Raw genomic sequence first — 15,931 nt, forward strand, 5'->3', positions numbered from 1 at the left:
TCGCCCCCATGTCGGACCGCCCCCGGATACGCCTCTTTGTAGACCAGCCCTTGCGCGCGGGGCAAACGGTCGACCTGTCGCGGGAGCAGGCGAATTACCTGTTCAACGTGATGCGGCTGGGGCCGGGCGATGCCGTGGCGCTGTTCAACGGGCGCGACGGTGAATGGCGGGCCGTGGTGGAGGCCGCCGGCAAGCGCGGCGGGCAGCTGCTGTGCGAGGCGCAGACGGCGCCGCTGCAGCCGCCGCCGGACCTGTGGCTCCTGTTCGCGCCGATCAAGAAGGCGCGCACGGATTTCATCGTCGAGAAGGCGGTGGAGATGGGGGCGTCGCGCATCCTGCCGGTGCAGACCGACTTCACCAACGCCGAGCGCACCCGGCAGGACCGGCTGCAGGCCCATGCCGTCGAGGCGGCGGAACAGTGCGGCGCGACCGTGGTGCCGCCGGTCGAGGCGCTGCGCAAGCTCGACGCGGTGCTGGCGGCCTGGCCCGGGGACCGCCGCCTGATCCTTTGCGACGAGGCCGAGGCCGGCAGCTCCGCGGCTCTGCCGAGCCTTGTCGCGGACCCGGGCGATGACGTCCGGCCGGGCGGAGGAGCGGCCATCCTGATCGGCCCCGAAGGCGGCTTTTCCCCCGCCGAGCGCGCCCGCCTGCGCGCGCTGCCCTTCGTCACGATCCTGCCCCTCGGCCCCCGCATCCTGCGGGCCGATACCGCCGCCGTCGCCGCGCTGGCGCTGGTGCAGGCCACGCTGGGCGACTGGCGATGAGCGGCTTTCTCCGCCCCGAGGCCGCCGCCGTCCTGCGGCGCTGGCGCGAGGTGATCGCCGCCCTCGGCCTCGTCGCGCTGGGCCTCTGGATCGCCACCAGCCCCGGCCCGGTCCTGCAGGGCGCGGGCTACGTGCTGGCCGCGCTGGCCGCGATCGCCCTCGTCCCGGCGATCCGCCGCGCGCGCTTCGCCCCGGGCGGGCAGGGGCCGGGCGTGGTGCGGGTGGTCGAGGGGCGCATCCTCTACATGGGCCCGGTGACGGGCGGCGCGGTGTCGGTGCGCGAACTGACCTCGCTGTCGCTGCGCCGCGACGAGGACGGCCGCGCCGCCTGGGTGCTGACCGAGCCCGGCCAGCTTCTGGTGATTCCCGTCGACGCCGCGGGGGCCGAGGCGCTGTTCGACGCCTTCACCGCCTTGCCGGGCCTCGGCGCCCAGCGCCTGCTGTCCGCGCGCCAGTCGGTGCGGACGGGCACACAGACCCTGTGGCGGCGGCAGACCGTTCCCGCCTTGACAGAGTGACCCCACCGGGCCACGTCTCGGCCCCGGTGATCCTGAGCGCGGAAGAAGACCCCCATGTCCATCCCCCAGTCCGGCGGCGGCCCGATCGAGCGGTACGAGCAGCTGGCCGAATACCTCGCCTCGGGCTGCAAGCCGAAGGACCAGTGGCGCATCGGCACCGAGCACGAGAAGTTCGGCTATTGCCGCGACACGCTGCGCCCGCTGCCCTATGACGGCCCGCGCTCGATCAAGGCCGTGCTGGAGGGCCTGCGTGACCGCTTCGGCTGGGCGCCGGTGCTGGAGGGCGGCAACATCATCGGCCTGCAGAAGGGCGGCGCCAACGTCAGCCTGGAACCCGGCGGGCAGCTGGAGCTGTCGGGCGCGCCGCTCGAGACCATCCACCAGACCTGCGACGAGGTGAACGAGCACCTGCGCGAAGTGCGCAGCGTGGCCGACGAGATCGGCGTCGGCTTCATCGGCCTCGGCGCGGCCCCGATCTGGCGGCACGAGGACATGCCGCTGATGCCCAAGGGCCGCTACAAGCTGATGGACGGCTACATGCAGCAGGTCGGCACCATGGGCACCACCATGATGCGCCGCACCTGCACCGTGCAGGTCAACCTCGATTACGCCTCCGAGGCGGACATGGTGCAGAAGCTGCGCGTGGCGCTGGCGCTGCAACCCGTCGCCACCGCGCTTTTCGCCAATTCGCCCTTCATCGACGGCGCGCCGAACGGCCACAAGTCGTGGCGCAGCCGCGTCTGGCGCGACCTCGACGCGGCGCGGACGGGCATGTTGCCCTTCGCGTTTGACGACGGCTTCGGCTTCGACGCCTGGGTCGAGTACGCGCTCGACGTGCCGATGTACTTCGTCTACCGCGACGGCGCCTACATCAACGCGCTCGGCCAGTCCTTCCGCGATTTTCTCAAGGGCGAGCTGCCCGCGCTGCCGGGCGAGAAGCCCACGCTCAGCGACTGGGCCGACCACCTGACCACCCTGTTTCCCGAGGCGCGGATCAAGAAATACATCGAGATGCGCGGCGCCGATGGCGGCCCGTGGCGGCGGCTCTGCGCGCTGCCGGCCTTCTGGGTGGGGCTGATGTACGACCAGGGCGCGCTGGATGCCGCCTGGGAGTTGGCGAAGGGCTGGGATGCCGAAACCCGCGAGGCACTGCGGGTGGCGGCGTCGGTCTCCGGGCTGCAGGGGCAGGTCGGGCCGATCCGTATGCACGACCTGGCGCGCGAGGCTCTGGCGATCTCGGAGGCGGGGCTCAAGGCCCGCGCCCGGCCCGGCGCCGACGGGATGATTCCCGACGAGACCCATTTCCTGAACGCGCTGAGGGACAGCGTGGAAACCGGCCGCGTGCCCGCCGACGACCTGCTCGCCCATTACCACGGCGACTGGGGCGGGGACCTGACGCAGGTCTACGCCGGCTACAGCTACTGAGCGCGGGCGCGCGGCACGCGGAATTCCCGCGACAGGCGCGCCGCGCGGGCGTATCATGGCGGAACGCGGGACGCAGGTTGGCTGCGCCCCGACGTTGGAGCCTTCCGATCATGTCCGATACCAAGACGCCGACGCTGCGCGACGGCGACATCCGCACGCGTCGGGTCAGCCGGCGCCGCCTGCTCGGCACCGCGGCCGGGGGCGGGGCGCTCACGCTCGGGCTGCTTGCCGGCGGGCGCGGGGCGATGGCGCAGTCCGGGCCCACCGACAGCGACACCGGTGCCTGCGCCGATCCGGCGGGCTACGGCCGGGCCGGGGTTCTCACCGGGCTGACCGACGCCGACAGCGGCGCGTCCTGCGATCCGGCCGGGGGCGGGCGCTGGGGCTCGGGCCTCACCGATTCCGACGGCGGCGCGCTGGCCGATCAGGCCGGCAACGGCCGTCGCGGCAGCTGAGCCGGGGCGCCGGGCGGCCGGCCGCGGGACGGCCCGGCCGCCTCAGGCCTTCTGGATGCTCGGCAGCACGTGCTTGCGGTAGTAGTCGCGGATCTCGGCCTTGCGCTGGGCGGCGACGGCCGCCTGGTCCGCGGGCTCCAGCCGCGTGGCGAAGGCGGGGTGGTCGGGTTCGCGGCGCCTGCGGCCCGGCACCGGGTCGGGGCCGAAGCGGTTGTCGCCCGCCGTGCCGGGCAGGCACAGGACCACGAGGAACCAGAGGTTGGCCAGCAGCGGCACCACGGCCAGCATCAGCAGGATCGGCAGCGCCGCCGATGCGCCCGCACCGGCCACGCCGAGGAAGAGCGCCGCCACCACCGCGCCGACCGAGACCACGAGCGGCATGAAGATGAACCAGCCGCTGCGGTCGGTGTCGTGCAGGCGGCGCACCGTCACCGAAAGCTGGGGCAGCCAGCCCAGGACGAACGCCGCCAGCACGGCCGCGCCGACATAGGGCAGGACATCGGCGTCCACCGCCGCCAGGTCCTTGAAGGCCGCGGGGTCGTCCAACCTGAACATCAGCGCCGGGTCGCCGGCGAGGTAGGCCCCCAGCCCGACCTGCAGGCCGACACCCACGAGCGTCAGGAACAGGGCGAACCACCAGTATTCCGCCCGCCGGGCGCGGCCTGAGAAGTTCAACATGTTGCGGTAGCAGCTGCCGATAGCGCGGATCGGTCCCATCTCCTCGTACCCTCTCTGGCCTGACACTCCGACGGATGGACGGAGCGTCGCGCGCAATGATGGCCGAAGCTGGGCGGGTTCGGGAAAAAGCCGGGATGGCCCGGCGCCCCGGTCAGGACTTGCGGCCGATCCGCGGCTCGGTCCCGGCGACCAGGCGGCGGATGTTGGCCTCGTGGCGCAGCAGGATCAGGACGGCGAGCAGGACGAGGAGCAGGACCGCGTCGCCCCGCCCCAGCAGGAACGCCCAGACGGGGCTCAGGGCCGCGGCGACCAGCGCGGACAGCGACGAGATCCGCGTCACCGCCGCCACGGCGGCCCAGGTCGCGCAGGCGGCCAGCCCCACCGGCCAGGCCAGCGCCAGCAGCGTGCCGAGGAAGGTCGCCACCCCCTTGCCGCCGCGGAACCCCAGGAACACCGGGTAGCAATGCCCGAGGAACGCCGCGAAGCCCGCCACCTGCGCCGCGTCCTCGCCCAGCGTGGCGCGGGCGACCAGAACGGCGATGCCGCCCTTGCCGGCGTCCAGCACCAGCGTCAGGAAGGCCGCCAGCTTGTTGCCCGTGCGCAGCACGTTGGTGGCCCCGATGTTGCCCGAGCCGATCTTGCGCAGGTCGCCCAGCCCGAACAGCCGCGCCATCACGATCCCGAAGGGCACCGAGCCTAGCAGGTAGGCGGCCAGCGCGGTCAGGCCCAGCAGGGCGGGCGCGGTCTCCAGCGCGGGGATCATCCGGCCATCTCCTGCACCCGGTCGAACACCACCGCGCCGTCGACCCAGGTGCGCAGCACGCGGCCCTGCATCCGCTGCCCGTCGAAGGGCGTGTTCTTGGATTTGGAGTGGAGCGCGAAGCGGTCGAGGATGTAGGGGACGTCCGGGTCGAACAGCACGAGGTCGGCGGGCGCGCCCACCGACAGCCGCCCGGCGTCGAGCCCGAGCCGCCGCGCCGGGTTCAGCGCCAGCGCGCGGAACAGCTCGGGCAGGCTCAGCGCCTCGGCGTGGTAGAGGCGCAGCGCCGCGGGCAGGAGCGTTTCCAGCGCCACCGCGCCGGATGCCGCCGCCTCGAAGGGCAGGCGCTTGCTTTCCTCATCCTGCGGCGTGTGCATGGAGCAGATGATGTCGATCAGACCCTCGCGCACCGCCTCGACCATCGCCACCCGGTCGGTCTCGTCCCTCAGCGGCGGCTTGACCTTGAAGAAGGTGCGGTAGTTGCCGACGTCGAGCGCGTTCAGCGTCAGGTGGTGGATCGACACGCCCGCCGTCACGTCCAGCCCCGCGGCCTTGGCGCGGGCCAGCGCGGGCAGGGCGGCGACCGTCGTCACCTGGTCGGCGTGGTAGCGGACGCCCGTCATCTCCACCAGCGCGAGGTCGCGCTCAAGCCCCATGCGCTCGGCCATGGGCGACACCGCCGGCAGCCCCTTGAGCGAGGCGAACTTGCCCGCGGTCACCGTCGCGCCCGCCGACAGCCCCGGCTCCTGCGGGTGGCCGACGATCAGCGCGCCGAGGGACCGGGCATAGGTCATGCAGCGCGACAGCACCTTGGTGTCGGTGGCCACCGCGTCGCCGTCGGTGAAGGCGACCGCGCCGGCGTCCAGCAGGAACCCGATCTCGGTCATCTCGCGGCCCGCGCGCGCCTTGGTCAGCGCCGCCATCGGCCGCACCTTGACCCGCGCGTCGTCGCGGGCGCGGCGGTTCACGAATTCCAGCACCTCGGGCGTGTCGATGGGCGTCGCCGTGTCAGGGCGCGTGACCATGGTGGTCACCCCGCCCGCCGCCGCCGCGCGGCCCGCGGTGCGGAAGCTTTCCTTGTGCCGCTCGCCCGGCTCGCCGACCTTGACGCCGATGTCCACGATCCCGGGCGCGAGGCAGGCGCCGCCGCAGTCGATGCCGCCCGCGCGGGGGCCGGCGCCGGTCTCGGCGATGCGCCCGCCCTCGATGCGGAGCCAGCCCTCGGTGACTGTCCCCGCCTCGGGGTCGACCAGCCGTGCGTTCCTGAGCAGCGCGTTCGTCATTCCGTCCCGTCCCCTTCCGTGCGCCGCAGCGCCGCGCGGCGGTCGCGCATCATCCGCCAGACCCTGCGCGCCTCGGCGATGCGGCGGAACCCCGTCTGCGTCGTCCCGTCCCGCACCATCCGGTGTCGGCTCCGCCGCGTCGCCGCCACCGGCGCGGGGTAGGACAGCGCGGAGCTTGCGAAGAGCACGTCGCCCGGCTCCCCGTCCACCAGGTCGAGCGACTCGATATCCGCCAGCCGCCAGCTCTGCAGCCGCCGCCGCCCGAGGATGTCGGTGGCGACAAAGGCGGTGCGGTCGGTCAGCGTGTACCATGTGCCCGCGCGCACCATCGCGTCCCAGACGACGTGGCCCGCCAGCATGTAGAGCCCGATGGCCAGGAACGGCAGCCCCGACATCGGGAACAGGACCATCAGCGGCCCGCCGATCTCGCTGAGGATGGCGACCGCCATGCAGATCCAGAACAGCGAGAACAGGGTGAAGAAGATGCCGATGGGCAGGCGGCCGCCGATCATGTCGCGCCAGCGGAGGCCGCGCACCGGCTGGCCCTGCCACAGGATCGTCTCGCCCGGTTCCAGCAGCCCGTCCCAGCCCGCCCCTTGCGTCATGCCTGCCCCCGCGCGGCGTCGATCCGGGCCTTGGTGGCCCTGGCGTCGGGTTGATACTTGAGCAGATGCTTGTCGCCGGTGACTGTCACGACCTGCACCGCCGAGAACACGGTGTTCACGGCGGCGATGTTGTCGAGCGCGATGGCCCGCCGTCCGGGCCCCAGCAGCCGCCGGTCGGTCAGGTCCCAGCGCATCCTGGTCTCGTCCGAGGCGAGGTAGAAGGCCCGCACCGAGATGGCCAGCAGCCCGCCCACCGCGCCGGTCCAGACATGCGGGTTGCCGATCCCCCACAGGATGCCCATACCGCCCGCCATCGCGAAGGCGGCAAGCCACGCGTTCTCGCGCCAGTAGGTCGCGCGGGCGGGGTGCAGTTCGGCCAGCACCCGTTCACCCGGCTCCAGCGGCGTCTCGGGCACGAAGTCCGCGCGGGTGGAGATCGGATCGTCCATCACAGGACCACCATCAGCAGGACGAGGACCGCGACCGCCGCCGCCAGCGCCCAGAGCCACGCCTGCCCGCCGCCCCGCGCCACGGGGGGCGCGGCCGGCGCGGGCCGGGGCATGGGGGTGACGGGCGCCTTGGGCAGGTCGGCCGAATGGTCGGCGGCGCCGAGGCTCAGGGTGGCGATCAGCGTCGCCTCGCGCCCCGGCGCGGGTTCCTCAGCCAGCGCCCGCTCGGGCACCAGCAGCACGCTGCCCTTGAGCGCGTTCATGCGGCGCGCAGCCTGCGCCGGGATCGCCTCGGGCGCGAAGGCCATGGTCACGTAGTCGGTCAGGCTTATCGGCGCGATGTCGCGGACCGGGAACATCTCGATCTCGTCCGTGTCCACCTCGGCGCCCAGCCAATCGGTCAGGGGCGGCAGGTCGGGCGTCTCGCCTTGCGCCCGCGTCAGGTGGGTGTGCCGCACCGCGCTGTCGCCGTTCACCGCGAAGACGTAGAGCGCCTCGGTCATGCCGCGCCCTTCTCCCGCCGCTCCCGCAGGTTCTCGGCCAGAAGCTCCATCGCCGCCATCCGCACCGCGACGCCCATCTCGACCTGCTCCTGGATCACCGACCGGTTGATGTCGTCGGCGATGGTGCCGTCGATCTCCACGCCCCGGTTCATGGGCCCGGGGTGCATCACGATGGCGTCGGGCTTGGCGTGCGCCAGCTTTTCCGCGTTCAGGCCGAAGCGGTGGAAATATTCCCGCTCGGAGGGGATGAAGGCGCCGTCCATCCGCTCCTTCTGGAGGCGCAGCATCATCACCACGTCGGCGCCCTTCAGCCCCTCGGCCATGTCGCCGTAGACCTCGACGCCCCAGTCCGCCGCGCCCGCCGGGATCAGCGTCGGCGGCCCGATCAGCCGCACCCGGTTCTCCATCTTGCCGAGCAGGTGGATGTTCGACCGCGCCACGCGGCTGTGGGCGATGTCGCCGCAGATCGCGATGGTCAGCCGGTGCAGCCGGCCCTTGGCCCGCTTGATCGTGAGCGCATCGAGCAGCGCCTGCGTCGGGTGCTCGTGCCGCCCGTCGCCGGCGTTCAGGACCGCGCAGGTCACCTTGTCGGCGAGGAGTTTGACCGCCCCCGAATGGGGGTGTCGCACGACGAGCAGGTCGGGGTGCATCGCGTTCAGCGTCAGCGCCGTGTCGATCAGCGTCTCGCCCTTCTTCAGGCTGGAGGCCGACATCGCCATGTTCATCACGTCCGCGCCCAGCCGCTTGCCGGCGATCTCGAAGCTCGCCTGCGTCCGCGTCGACGCCTCGAAGAACATGTTGATCTGGGTCAGCCCCTTGAGCGGCTGGCCGTGCTGCCGGCTGCCGCGCTCGGCCTCGGCATGGACGTTGGCCCGGTCCAGCAACATGCGGATCTCCAGCGGGTGGAGGTCCTCGATCCCCAAGAGATGGGTCTGGCTGAACTTCATGGGCTCGCCCCGGCCGTGCGCGTTTCCCGCTTATAGGTGCGCCGGGCGCGCCCCGGCAAGGCGTCAGACCCGCCGCATCCGCGCGGCGATGTCCCGCCCGCCCCGGTTGCGGTGCCGCGTGCGGTAGAGCACCTTGGCGACCCACGCCATGTAGCCCGTGGCCCAGCCGCAATCGATCACGATGCGGTCGGTCCAGACGCAGCCGTCGCCGTCCGGCTCCACCGTCAGGGTGTGGTCCCACTGCCGGATCATCCAGCCGAATTCCCGGCTCTGCACGAGGCGGGCGGCGCGGTCCACGCGCTCCACGTGCACCTGGTAGTTGGGGTTTCGCATCACGCCCCAGACGGTGACGTTGAGGGTGTAGGTCCGCCCCTCCTCCATCTCGCCCTCGGGCATGTCCTTGTAGACGGCCACGCGGCGCGTCGCCTCGGCCATCTCGGCGAAGCTCAGCGCATCTGCGAACACGGCGTCGGGGTTGCGGGAATAGCGGGCGGTGACGGTCAGTTCCTTCGGCATGGGGCAGTCGTGACACCCCTTTCCCTTGGCGTCCAGCAGGCATAGCTTCGCGCCATGGACGACATGGGCTACCACGACGCGCTGGCGCTGCTCGACTGGCAGATCGAGCTCGGGGCCGACGAGGCGATCCTCGACGACCCCGTCGACCGCTTCGCGCTGGACGACGCGCCCCCCGCCCGTGCCCCCGCTCGCGCCCCCGCCGCCATCCCGCCCGCCGCCCCGGCGCCCGCCGCCGCCATGGCCGTCGACCCGACCGAGGTCGCGCGCGCGGCCGCCACGGCGGCGACCGACCTGCCGTCGCTCCGCGCCGCGATGGAGGGCTTCGGTCTCTGCCCCCTCAGCCAGACGGCGACGCAGCTGGTCTTCGCCGACGGCAACCCGGCCGCCCGCGTGATGATCGTGGGCGAGGCCCCGGGCCGGGAGGAGGATTTGCAGGGCAAGCCCTTCGTCGGCCGCGCCGGGCAGCTCCTCGACCGGATGCTCGCCGCGATCGGCCTGTCGCGCACGGCCGGGGACGCCGCGCAGGCCGTCTACATCACCAACATGCTGCCCTGGCGCCCGCCCCAGAACCGCGACCCGACGCCCGAGGAGCTGTCGATGCTCGGCCCCTTCGTGCGCCGCCATGTCGAGCTTGCCGACCCCGATATCCTCGTCCTGATGGGCAACCACGCCTGCCAGGGGCTCATGGGCCGCAAGGGCATCACGCGCCTGCGCGGGCAATGGGCCGAGGTCATGGGCCGCCCCGCGATCCCCATGTTCCACCCCGCCTACCTGCTGCGCAAACCCCACGACAAGGCGAAGGCCTGGGAGGACCTCCTGTCCCTCAAGGCCCGCCTGCGGAGCCTGACGTGATCGACCCGGTCCTGTTCCTCGCCTTCCTCCCCGCCGCGCTCGCCCTGAACCTGACGCCGGGGGCCGACATGATGTTCTGCTTTGCCCAGGGGGTGCGCAGCGGGCCAAAGGCCGCGCTGGCCGCGTCCGCTGGCATCTCGGCGGGGTCGCTGGTCCATGTCCTGCTCGCAGGTCTCGGCCTCGGCGCGCTGGTCGCGGCCTTTCCGTGGCTGTTCGGCGCGATCAGGTGGGTGGGCGCGGCCTATCTCCTGTGGCTCGCGTGGAAGACATGGGCCACACCCCTGATGGCGCAGGGCCCCGTCCGCGCCTCGTCCCGCGCCTTCCGCGACGGGCTGATCGTGAACCTGTCGAACCCCAAGGTCATCCTCTTCATCCTCGCCCTCGTGCCCCAGTTCATCGACCCCGACCTGCCCGTCCTGCCGCAGTTCCTCGCCTGCGGCGCGGTGCTGGCGGTGGGGGGCTTCGTCATCAACGGGCTCGTCGGCGTCTTCTCCGGCCGGATCGGCCGCGCGCTCCTGCAGTCGCCCCGCGCCGAGCGCGGCCTGCGCGGCGCCAGCTCCGGCATCTTCGCGGCGCTTGCCGCTCGCATCGGCTGGGAGGCCCTCCGCGCATGAGCCGCATCGACGACACCCGCCCCTTTCACCCCGTCCGCATCGCCGTGCTGGCCGTCTCCGACACCCGTGGCCTGGCCGAGGACAAGTCGGGCGACCTCCTGGTCGAGCGCCTGACCTCGGCCGGCCACATCCTCGCCGCCCGCCACATCCTGCGCGACGAGCGCGCCGAGATCGCGGCGCAGCTGCGCGCCTGGGTCGCCGATCCCGGCATCGACGTGATCCTGACCACGGGCGGCACCGGCCTGACCGGCCGCGACGTGACCATCGAGGCGCACCGCGACGTCTACGAGAAGGAGATCGAGGCCTTCGCGACCGTGTTCACGATGGTGTCCTTCCAGAAGATCGGCACCTCGGCCGTGCAGTCGCGGGCGACCGGCGGGGTGGCGAACGGCACCTACCTCTTCGCGCTGCCGGGGTCGTCGGGCGCCTGCAGGGACGCCTGGGACGAGATCCTGCGCTGGCAGCTCGACTACCGGCACCGGCCCTGCAACTTCGTGGAAATCCTGCCGCGGCTGGACGAACACCTCCGACGGAAGTGATCGCCTCACGCGTGCGTGTGCGGTGACAGAGTCACTTGGACCTGCCCCGCCGCGGGCCTAGGTTGTGTGAAGCCACCCCCGTGAGGCCCTGACCCGATGCGTTTCTTCCGCCGTGCCCTCGTCGGCCTGTTCCTTCTGGCGCTGACCGCCGGCCTGCTCGCGCTGGCGGGCAACACCGTGTGGGACGCGGTGCAGACCCGCATGGCGCAGGACGGCGGCAGCCCGCCGGTGCGCGAACGGGTGTTCTCGGCCGAGGTGGCGCCGCTGACCTTCGGCACCGAGACACCGGTGCTGACCGCCTTCGGCGAGGTCCGCTCGCGCCGCACGCTGGAACTGCGCGCGCCGGCCGAGGGCACGGTGATCGCGCTGGCCGATGGCTTCGAGGACGGCGGCGCCGTGACCGCCGGGCAGCTCCTGATGCGGATCGACCCGGCCGAGGCGCAATCGGCCCGCGACACCGCCGCCGCCGACCTGCAGGATGCCGAGAACGAGCTGGCCGAGGCCGCCCGCGCGCTGGAGCTTGCGCGCGAGGACGTGGCCGCCGCCCGCACCCAGGCCGAGCTGCGCGACCGCGCGCTGGCGCGCCAGCAGGATCTCGCCGCCCGCGGCGTCGGCAGCGCCTCGGCGGTGGAGGAGGCGGAGCTGGCCGCCGCCAACGCCGCGCAGTCGGTCCTGTCCCGCCGCCAGGCGCTGGCGCAGGCCGAGGCGCGGCTGGCGCAGGCGGAAACCGCCCTCGACCGCCGCCGCATCGCGCTGGCCGAGGCCGAGCGGATGCTGGCGCGCACGGAACTGCGGGCAGAGTTCGACGGCGTGCTGGCCGAGGTCGACGTGGTCGCCGGCCGTCTGGTCAACCGCAACGAACAGGTCGCCCGGCTGATCGACCCCGACGCGCTCGAGGTCGCCTTCCGCATTTCGACCGCGCAATATGCGCAGCTCTTGGGGGACAACGGCGCGCTCCCCGCCGCGCCGGTGCGCGTCATCCTGGATGTGTTCGGCCTCGACCTGACCGCGACCGCCGTGCTGACGCGCGAAAGCGGCGCGGTGGAGGAGGGGCAGTCGGGCCGCCTGCTGTTTGCCCGGATCGAGGCGCCGCGCGGCCTGCGCGTGGGCGATTTCGTTCGGGTCGAGGTCGAGGAGCCGCCGCTGGAGGGCGTCGCCCGCCTGCCCGCCACCGCCTATGGCTCGGACGGCCGCATCCTGGTGCTGGGCGCGGAGGACCGGATCGAGGCCGTGGCCGTGACGCTGCTGCGCCGGCAGGGCGACGACGTGCTGATCCGCGCCGAGGGGCTGGCCGGCCGCGAGGTGGTGCTGGCCCGCACCCCGGTGCTGGGCGACGGCATCCGCGTGAACCCGATCCGCGACGCCGGCGCCGCTGCCCCCGCCGAGCCCGAGACCATCGCGCTCGACCCCGAGCGGCGCGCGCGGCTGATCGCCTATGTCGAGGGCAACGGCTTCATCCCCGACGACGTGCGCGCGCGGCTCCTGAACCAGCTGAACCAGGACGAGGTGCCGGCGCAGGTCGTCGCCCGCCTCGAAAGCCGGATGGGCAGCTGACCGATGCGCCAGCTTCCCCCCGCAGGCGTCGGCATCCTCGGCTACTTCACCCGCCACCGCACCGCGGCGAACCTGCTGCTGATGCTGATGCTGGTCGCGGGGCTGGCCGCAATCCCGCAGATGCGGGCGCAGTTCTTTCCCGACGTGATCTCGGACGAGGTCGACATCGTCGTGGCCTGGCAGGGCGCCGGGGCGGAGGACGTGGACGAGGCCATCGTCGCCGTGCTGGAGCCCGTTCTGCTGGCCGTGCCCGGCGTCGTCGGCTCCGAGGCCACCAGCCGCGAGGGCCGCGCCTCGATCGCGCTGGAGTTCGAGCCCGGCTACGACATGGGCCGCGGCGCCGACGAGGTGCAGGCCGCGCTCGACGCCGTCACCGACCTGCCCGAGGATGCGGACGACCCCGAGGTGCGCCGCGGCGCATGGTGGGACCGCGTCACCGACGTGGTCATCACCGGCCCCGTCGCGCCCGACCAGCTGGGCCGCTTCGCCGACGAATTCGTCGCCCGCCTGTTCGACGCGGGCGTGACGCGGGCCACCATTCGCGGCGTCGCCGCCCCCTCGACCGTGGTCGAGGTGCCCTCGGCCTCGCTGGTCCGCTACGACGTGTCGATGGCCGAGATCGCCGCGGTGATCGCCGCCGCGGCCTCGACCGCGCCGGCAGGCGACATCGACGCCGCCAACGCGCGCATCCGCACCGGCGCCGCCCAGCGCAGCGCCGCCGAGATCGCGGCGCTCACGCTGCGCACCAACGCCGACGGATCTGCCCTCACCATCGGGGACGTCGCGGTGGTCCGGGTCGAGGGCGTGGACCGGGAGCGCGCCTATTTCGTCGGCGACAACCCCGCCGTCTCGATCCGCGTCGACCGCTCGCCCGACGGCGACGCCATCGCCATCCAGCGCCTCGTCGAGGGGGTCGCCGCCGAGATGGAGGCGACGCTGCCCGCCGGCACCACCATCGACCTGATCCGCACCCGAGCCGAGGCGATCACCGGGCGGCTCAACATCCTGATGGACAACGCCATCATGGGCCTCGCGCTGGTGGTGGGCCTGCTGTTCCTGTTCCTGAACGCGCGCACCGCCTTCTGGGTCGCGGCGGGCATCCCCGTGGCGCTGACGGCGGCGATCGCGCTGATGTGGGTGGCGGGGCTGACGATCAACATGATCTCGCTCTTCGCGCTGATCATCACGCTGGGCATCGTGGTGGACGACGCCATCGTGGTGGGCGAACACGCCGACTACCGCGCGCGCCATCTGGGTGAGGACCCGGTCACGGCCGCCGAGAACGCGGCCCGCCGCATGGCCGCGCCGGTGTTCTCGGCCACCATCACCACGGTGCTCGCCTTCGCCGCCCTCATCGCCATCGGCGGCCGCTTCGGCGACCTGATCGCCGACATCCCGTTCACGGTGATCGTGGTGCTTCTGGCAAGCCTTGTGGAATGCTTCCTCGTGCTGCCGAACCACATGGCCCACGCGCTGGCGCATTCCGCCAAGACGCACTGGTACGACCTGCCCTCGCGGGTCGTGAACCGCGGCTTCGACTGGATCAAGGACCGCGCCTTCCGCCCCGCGATGCGGGCCGTGATCTGGGCCCGCTACCCGGTGCTGGCGGCGATGATCCTGCTCCTGTCCACGCAGGTGGCGAGCTTCCTGCGCGGCGACGTGACCTGGCGCTTCTTCAACGCGCCGGAACTCAGCTCGGTCTCGGGCAACTTCGCCATGCTCGACGGCGCGACCCGCGAGGACAGCCTCGCCATGATGCGCGAGATGCAGCGCGCGGCCGAGGCCGTCGCCGCCCGGCTCGAGGCCGAGCACGGGCTGAACCCGATCCTCTACGTGCTGGCCGAGGTCGGCGGCAACACCGGCGGCGGCCTGTCCGGCGTCGACGACAAGGACCCCGACCTGCTCGGCTCCATCGCCATCGAACTGGTCGACGCCGACCTGCGCCCCTATTCCGCCTTCGCCTTCGTGGCCGATCTGCAGGACGAGGTGCGGCAGTTGCCGCTGGCTGAAACCGTCAGCTTCCGCGGCTTCCGCGGCGGGCCGGGGGGCGACGCCATCGACGTGCAGATCTACGGCGCCGACACCGCGACGCTGAAGGAGGCCGCGGTATCGCTGCAGGCGCAACTGGCGCGCTTTCCCGAGGTCTCGGGCGTCGAGGACAGCATGGCCTACGACCGTGAGGAGCTGTCGCTGGAACTGACCCCGCAGGGCGAGGCGCTGGGCTTCGAGATCGGCGCGCTGGGTCGCGTGCTGCGCGACCGGCTGGGCGGGATCGAGGCCGCGACCTACCCCGACGGGCCCCGCACCGCCGCGATCCGGGTGGAGCTGCCGGCCGGCGAGCTGACCGCCGATTTCCTTGACCGGACGCTGCTGCGCTCGGCCTCGGGGCAGTATGTGCCGCTCGCCGACATCGTGACCGTCACCGCGCGGCAGGGCTTTTCCACCATCCAGCGCGAGAACGGGGTGCGCCTGATCTCCGTCACCGGCGACCTGTCCGAGGACGACCCCGCCCGCGCCGCCGAGATCATGGCCGAGCTGGCCGAGGTCATCATCCCGCGGATCGAGGAACGCTACGGCGTCGCCACCCGCCTGTCAGGCCTGGCCGAGCAGGAGCAGGAATTTCTGGGCGACGCGGCCACGGGCTTCGTGCTGTGCCTTGTCGGCATCTACCTTGTCCTCGCCTGGATCTTCGCCAGCTGGACCCGGCCGCTGGTGGTCATGGCGATCATCCCCTTCGGCCTCGTCGGCGCGATCTGGGGCCACGCGCTGTGGGACGTGCCGCTGTCGATGTTCACCGTGGTGGGCCTGATCGGGATGACGGGCATCATCATCAACGATTCCATCGTGCTGGTGACCACGGTCGACGAATACGCCGAGGAACGCGGGCTGATCCCGGCCATCATCGACGGCACCTGCGACCGGCTGCGGCCCGTGCTGCTGACGACGCTGACCACCGTGCTGGGCCTCGCGCCGCTGCTCTACGAGGGCTCGCAGGACGCGCAGTTCCTGCGGCCCACGGTGATCACGCTGGTCTACGGGCTGGGCTTCGGCATGGTGATCGTGCTGCTGGTGGTGCCCGCGATCCTTGCCATGCAGCAGGACGTGAAGCAGCAGGTCACCGCGCTGCGCCGCGCCTTCGGCACCCTGTCGCGGCGGCCCGGCGTGGCGCTGGGCATCGGCGCGCTGGCCGTGGCGGTGGCCGCCCTCTTCGCCGCGACGCTGGGCAGCGCGCTCCTGACCGGGGCGATGGCGGGGCCGCTGGCGGCGCTGGGGTCGGGCCAGATGGCGGCCTTCGCCGTGTTCCTGGGGGGCACCGCCGCGCTCTGTGTCGCCGGCTGGCTGGTGGCGGTCGCCGTCCATGCCGTCCTGCGCCGGCCCGCGGCGACGGGCGGGTCCTGACAGCGCGGCCCCCCCGTCGATCTCACGCCCTGATTGCCCTGGGATTGCGCCGCGCCAGCGTAGCGCCTGC

Annotated in this window: 17 protein-coding genes; 9 read left to right on the forward strand and 8 right to left on the reverse strand. The window is 72.7% G+C overall.

Going from position 1 to position 15,931, the window contains the following annotated elements; genetic code table 11:
* Positions 1 to 8: 8 nt before the first annotated feature.
* From HCU73_RS13445 to HCU73_RS13460, 4 genes are all read left to right on the forward strand, one after another.
* Positions 9 to 764 carry a 16S rRNA (uracil(1498)-N(3))-methyltransferase gene (locus tag HCU73_RS13445; protein WP_168623971.1) on the forward strand — a complete coding sequence of 252 codons (756 nt, stop codon included), beginning with the start codon at positions 9 to 11 and terminating at the stop codon, positions 762 to 764.
* Positions 761 to 1,282 (forward strand): hypothetical protein, encoded by a 522-nt coding sequence (locus tag HCU73_RS13450; protein WP_168623972.1) that lies wholly within the window; start codon positions 761 to 763, stop codon positions 1,280 to 1,282. The genes HCU73_RS13445 and HCU73_RS13450 overlap by 4 nt, the downstream gene beginning before the upstream one ends.
* Before the next feature lie 54 nt (positions 1,283 to 1,336).
* Positions 1,337 to 2,707 (forward strand): glutamate--cysteine ligase, encoded by a 1,371-nt coding sequence (locus HCU73_RS13455; RefSeq protein ID WP_168623973.1) that lies wholly within the window; start codon positions 1,337 to 1,339, stop codon positions 2,705 to 2,707.
* A gap of 110 nt (positions 2,708 to 2,817) precedes the next feature.
* On the forward strand, positions 2,818 to 3,162 hold the full coding sequence (locus tag HCU73_RS13460; protein WP_168623974.1) for a hypothetical protein: 345 nt from the start codon (positions 2,818 to 2,820) through the stop codon (positions 3,160 to 3,162).
* A gap of 42 nt (positions 3,163 to 3,204) precedes the next feature.
* Here HCU73_RS13460 and HCU73_RS13465 read toward each other — a convergent pair whose 3' ends face one another.
* The 8 genes from HCU73_RS13465 to HCU73_RS13500 all read right to left on the reverse strand — a co-directional run bounded on the left by HCU73_RS13465 (position 3,205) and on the right by HCU73_RS13500 (position 8,903).
* Entirely contained in the window at positions 3,205 to 3,879 is a 675-nt protein-coding gene (locus HCU73_RS13465; RefSeq protein ID WP_168623975.1) for a DUF805 domain-containing protein, read from the reverse strand.
* A gap of 112 nt (positions 3,880 to 3,991) precedes the next feature.
* Positions 3,992 to 4,600 (reverse strand): glycerol-3-phosphate 1-O-acyltransferase PlsY, encoded by a 609-nt coding sequence (gene plsY / locus HCU73_RS13470; protein ID WP_168624049.1) that lies wholly within the window; start codon positions 4,598 to 4,600, stop codon positions 3,992 to 3,994.
* Positions 4,600 to 5,883, reverse strand: a complete 1,284-nt coding sequence (pyrC, locus tag HCU73_RS13475) for a dihydroorotase (RefSeq protein ID WP_168623976.1) — start codon at positions 5,881 to 5,883, stop codon at positions 4,600 to 4,602. Before pyrC ends, plsY begins: the two co-directional genes overlap by 1 nt.
* On the reverse strand, positions 5,880 to 6,488 hold the full coding sequence (locus HCU73_RS13480) for a hypothetical protein (RefSeq protein ID WP_168623977.1): 609 nt from the start codon (positions 6,486 to 6,488) through the stop codon (positions 5,880 to 5,882). Before HCU73_RS13480 ends, pyrC begins: the two co-directional genes overlap by 4 nt.
* The gene (locus HCU73_RS13485; protein ID WP_239025569.1) at positions 6,485 to 6,937 is read right to left on the reverse strand and encodes a hypothetical protein; all 453 of its coding nucleotides are present in this window, start codon (positions 6,935 to 6,937) and stop codon (positions 6,485 to 6,487) included. Before HCU73_RS13485 ends, HCU73_RS13480 begins: the two co-directional genes overlap by 4 nt.
* Positions 6,937 to 7,440 carry a hypothetical protein gene (locus HCU73_RS13490; protein WP_168623978.1) on the reverse strand — a complete coding sequence of 168 codons (504 nt, stop codon included), beginning with the start codon at positions 7,438 to 7,440 and terminating at the stop codon, positions 6,937 to 6,939. The genes HCU73_RS13485 and HCU73_RS13490 overlap by 1 nt, the downstream gene beginning before the upstream one ends.
* Positions 7,437 to 8,387: an aspartate carbamoyltransferase catalytic subunit gene (locus tag HCU73_RS13495; RefSeq protein ID WP_168623979.1), complete on the reverse strand. Its 951-nt coding sequence runs from the start codon at positions 8,385 to 8,387 to the stop codon at positions 7,437 to 7,439. Before HCU73_RS13495 ends, HCU73_RS13490 begins: the two co-directional genes overlap by 4 nt.
* Before the next feature lie 63 nt (positions 8,388 to 8,450).
* Positions 8,451 to 8,903 carry a hypothetical protein gene (locus tag HCU73_RS13500; RefSeq protein ID WP_168623980.1) on the reverse strand — a complete coding sequence of 151 codons (453 nt, stop codon included), beginning with the start codon at positions 8,901 to 8,903 and terminating at the stop codon, positions 8,451 to 8,453.
* 54 nt (positions 8,904 to 8,957) lie between these two features.
* Here HCU73_RS13500 and HCU73_RS13505 point away from each other — a divergent pair, with 54 nt between their 5' ends.
* The 5 genes from HCU73_RS13505 (at position 8,958) to HCU73_RS13525 (ending at position 15,861) form a co-directional block, all read left to right on the forward strand.
* Positions 8,958 to 9,755, forward strand: a complete 798-nt coding sequence (locus HCU73_RS13505) for a uracil-DNA glycosylase (RefSeq protein ID WP_168623981.1) — start codon at positions 8,958 to 8,960, stop codon at positions 9,753 to 9,755.
* Complete coding sequence (locus tag HCU73_RS13510; protein ID WP_168623982.1) at positions 9,752 to 10,369, forward strand: LysE family transporter; 618 nt, start codon at positions 9,752 to 9,754, stop codon at positions 10,367 to 10,369. Before HCU73_RS13505 ends, HCU73_RS13510 begins: the two co-directional genes overlap by 4 nt.
* Positions 10,366 to 10,908 carry a molybdenum cofactor biosynthesis protein B gene (gene moaB, locus HCU73_RS13515; RefSeq protein ID WP_168623983.1) on the forward strand — a complete coding sequence of 181 codons (543 nt, stop codon included), beginning with the start codon at positions 10,366 to 10,368 and terminating at the stop codon, positions 10,906 to 10,908. The genes HCU73_RS13510 and moaB overlap by 4 nt, the downstream gene beginning before the upstream one ends.
* A 96-nt stretch (positions 10,909 to 11,004) precedes the next feature.
* Positions 11,005 to 12,462: an efflux RND transporter periplasmic adaptor subunit gene (locus HCU73_RS13520; protein ID WP_168623984.1), complete on the forward strand. Its 1,458-nt coding sequence runs from the start codon at positions 11,005 to 11,007 to the stop codon at positions 12,460 to 12,462.
* A gap of 3 nt (positions 12,463 to 12,465) precedes the next feature.
* Entirely contained in the window at positions 12,466 to 15,861 is a 3,396-nt protein-coding gene (locus HCU73_RS13525) for an efflux RND transporter permease subunit (RefSeq protein ID WP_168623985.1), read from the forward strand.
* Positions 15,862 to 15,931: the final 70 nt, after the last annotated feature.

The sequence above is a fragment of the Roseicyclus persicicus genome, from assembly GCF_012395815.1.
In the GTDB taxonomy this organism is placed as follows: Bacteria; Pseudomonadota; Alphaproteobacteria; order Rhodobacterales; family Rhodobacteraceae; genus Roseicyclus; species Roseicyclus persicicus.

Coding starts and splice junctions, on each gene's coding strand:
- HCU73_RS13445 (WP_168623971.1), top strand. CDS start 9: ATGTCGGACCGCCCCCGGATACGCCTCTTTGTAGACCAGCCCTTGCGC.
- HCU73_RS13450 (WP_168623972.1), top strand. CDS start 761: ATGAGCGGCTTTCTCCGCCCCGAGGCCGCCGCCGTCCTGCGGCGCTGG.
- HCU73_RS13455 (WP_168623973.1), top strand. CDS start 1,337: ATGTCCATCCCCCAGTCCGGCGGCGGCCCGATCGAGCGGTACGAGCAG.
- HCU73_RS13460 (WP_168623974.1), top strand. CDS start 2,818: ATGTCCGATACCAAGACGCCGACGCTGCGCGACGGCGACATCCGCACG.
- HCU73_RS13465 (WP_168623975.1), bottom strand. CDS start 3,879: ATGGGACCGATCCGCGCTATCGGCAGCTGCTACCGCAACATGTTGAAC.
- pyrC (WP_168623976.1), bottom strand. CDS start 5,883: ATGACGAACGCGCTGCTCAGGAACGCACGGCTGGTCGACCCCGAGGCG.
- HCU73_RS13480 (WP_168623977.1), bottom strand. CDS start 6,488: ATGACGCAAGGGGCGGGCTGGGACGGGCTGCTGGAACCGGGCGAGACG.
- HCU73_RS13485 (WP_239025569.1), bottom strand. CDS start 6,937: ATGGACGATCCGATCTCCACCCGCGCGGACTTCGTGCCCGAGACGCCG.
- HCU73_RS13490 (WP_168623978.1), bottom strand. CDS start 7,440: ATGACCGAGGCGCTCTACGTCTTCGCGGTGAACGGCGACAGCGCGGTG.
- HCU73_RS13495 (WP_168623979.1), bottom strand. CDS start 8,387: ATGAAGTTCAGCCAGACCCATCTCTTGGGGATCGAGGACCTCCACCCG.
- HCU73_RS13500 (WP_168623980.1), bottom strand. CDS start 8,903: ATGCCGAAGGAACTGACCGTCACCGCCCGCTATTCCCGCAACCCCGAC.
- HCU73_RS13505 (WP_168623981.1), top strand. CDS start 8,958: ATGGACGACATGGGCTACCACGACGCGCTGGCGCTGCTCGACTGGCAG.
- moaB (WP_168623983.1), top strand. CDS start 10,366: ATGAGCCGCATCGACGACACCCGCCCCTTTCACCCCGTCCGCATCGCC.
- HCU73_RS13520 (WP_168623984.1), top strand. CDS start 11,005: ATGCGTTTCTTCCGCCGTGCCCTCGTCGGCCTGTTCCTTCTGGCGCTG.
- HCU73_RS13525 (WP_168623985.1), top strand. CDS start 12,466: ATGCGCCAGCTTCCCCCCGCAGGCGTCGGCATCCTCGGCTACTTCACC.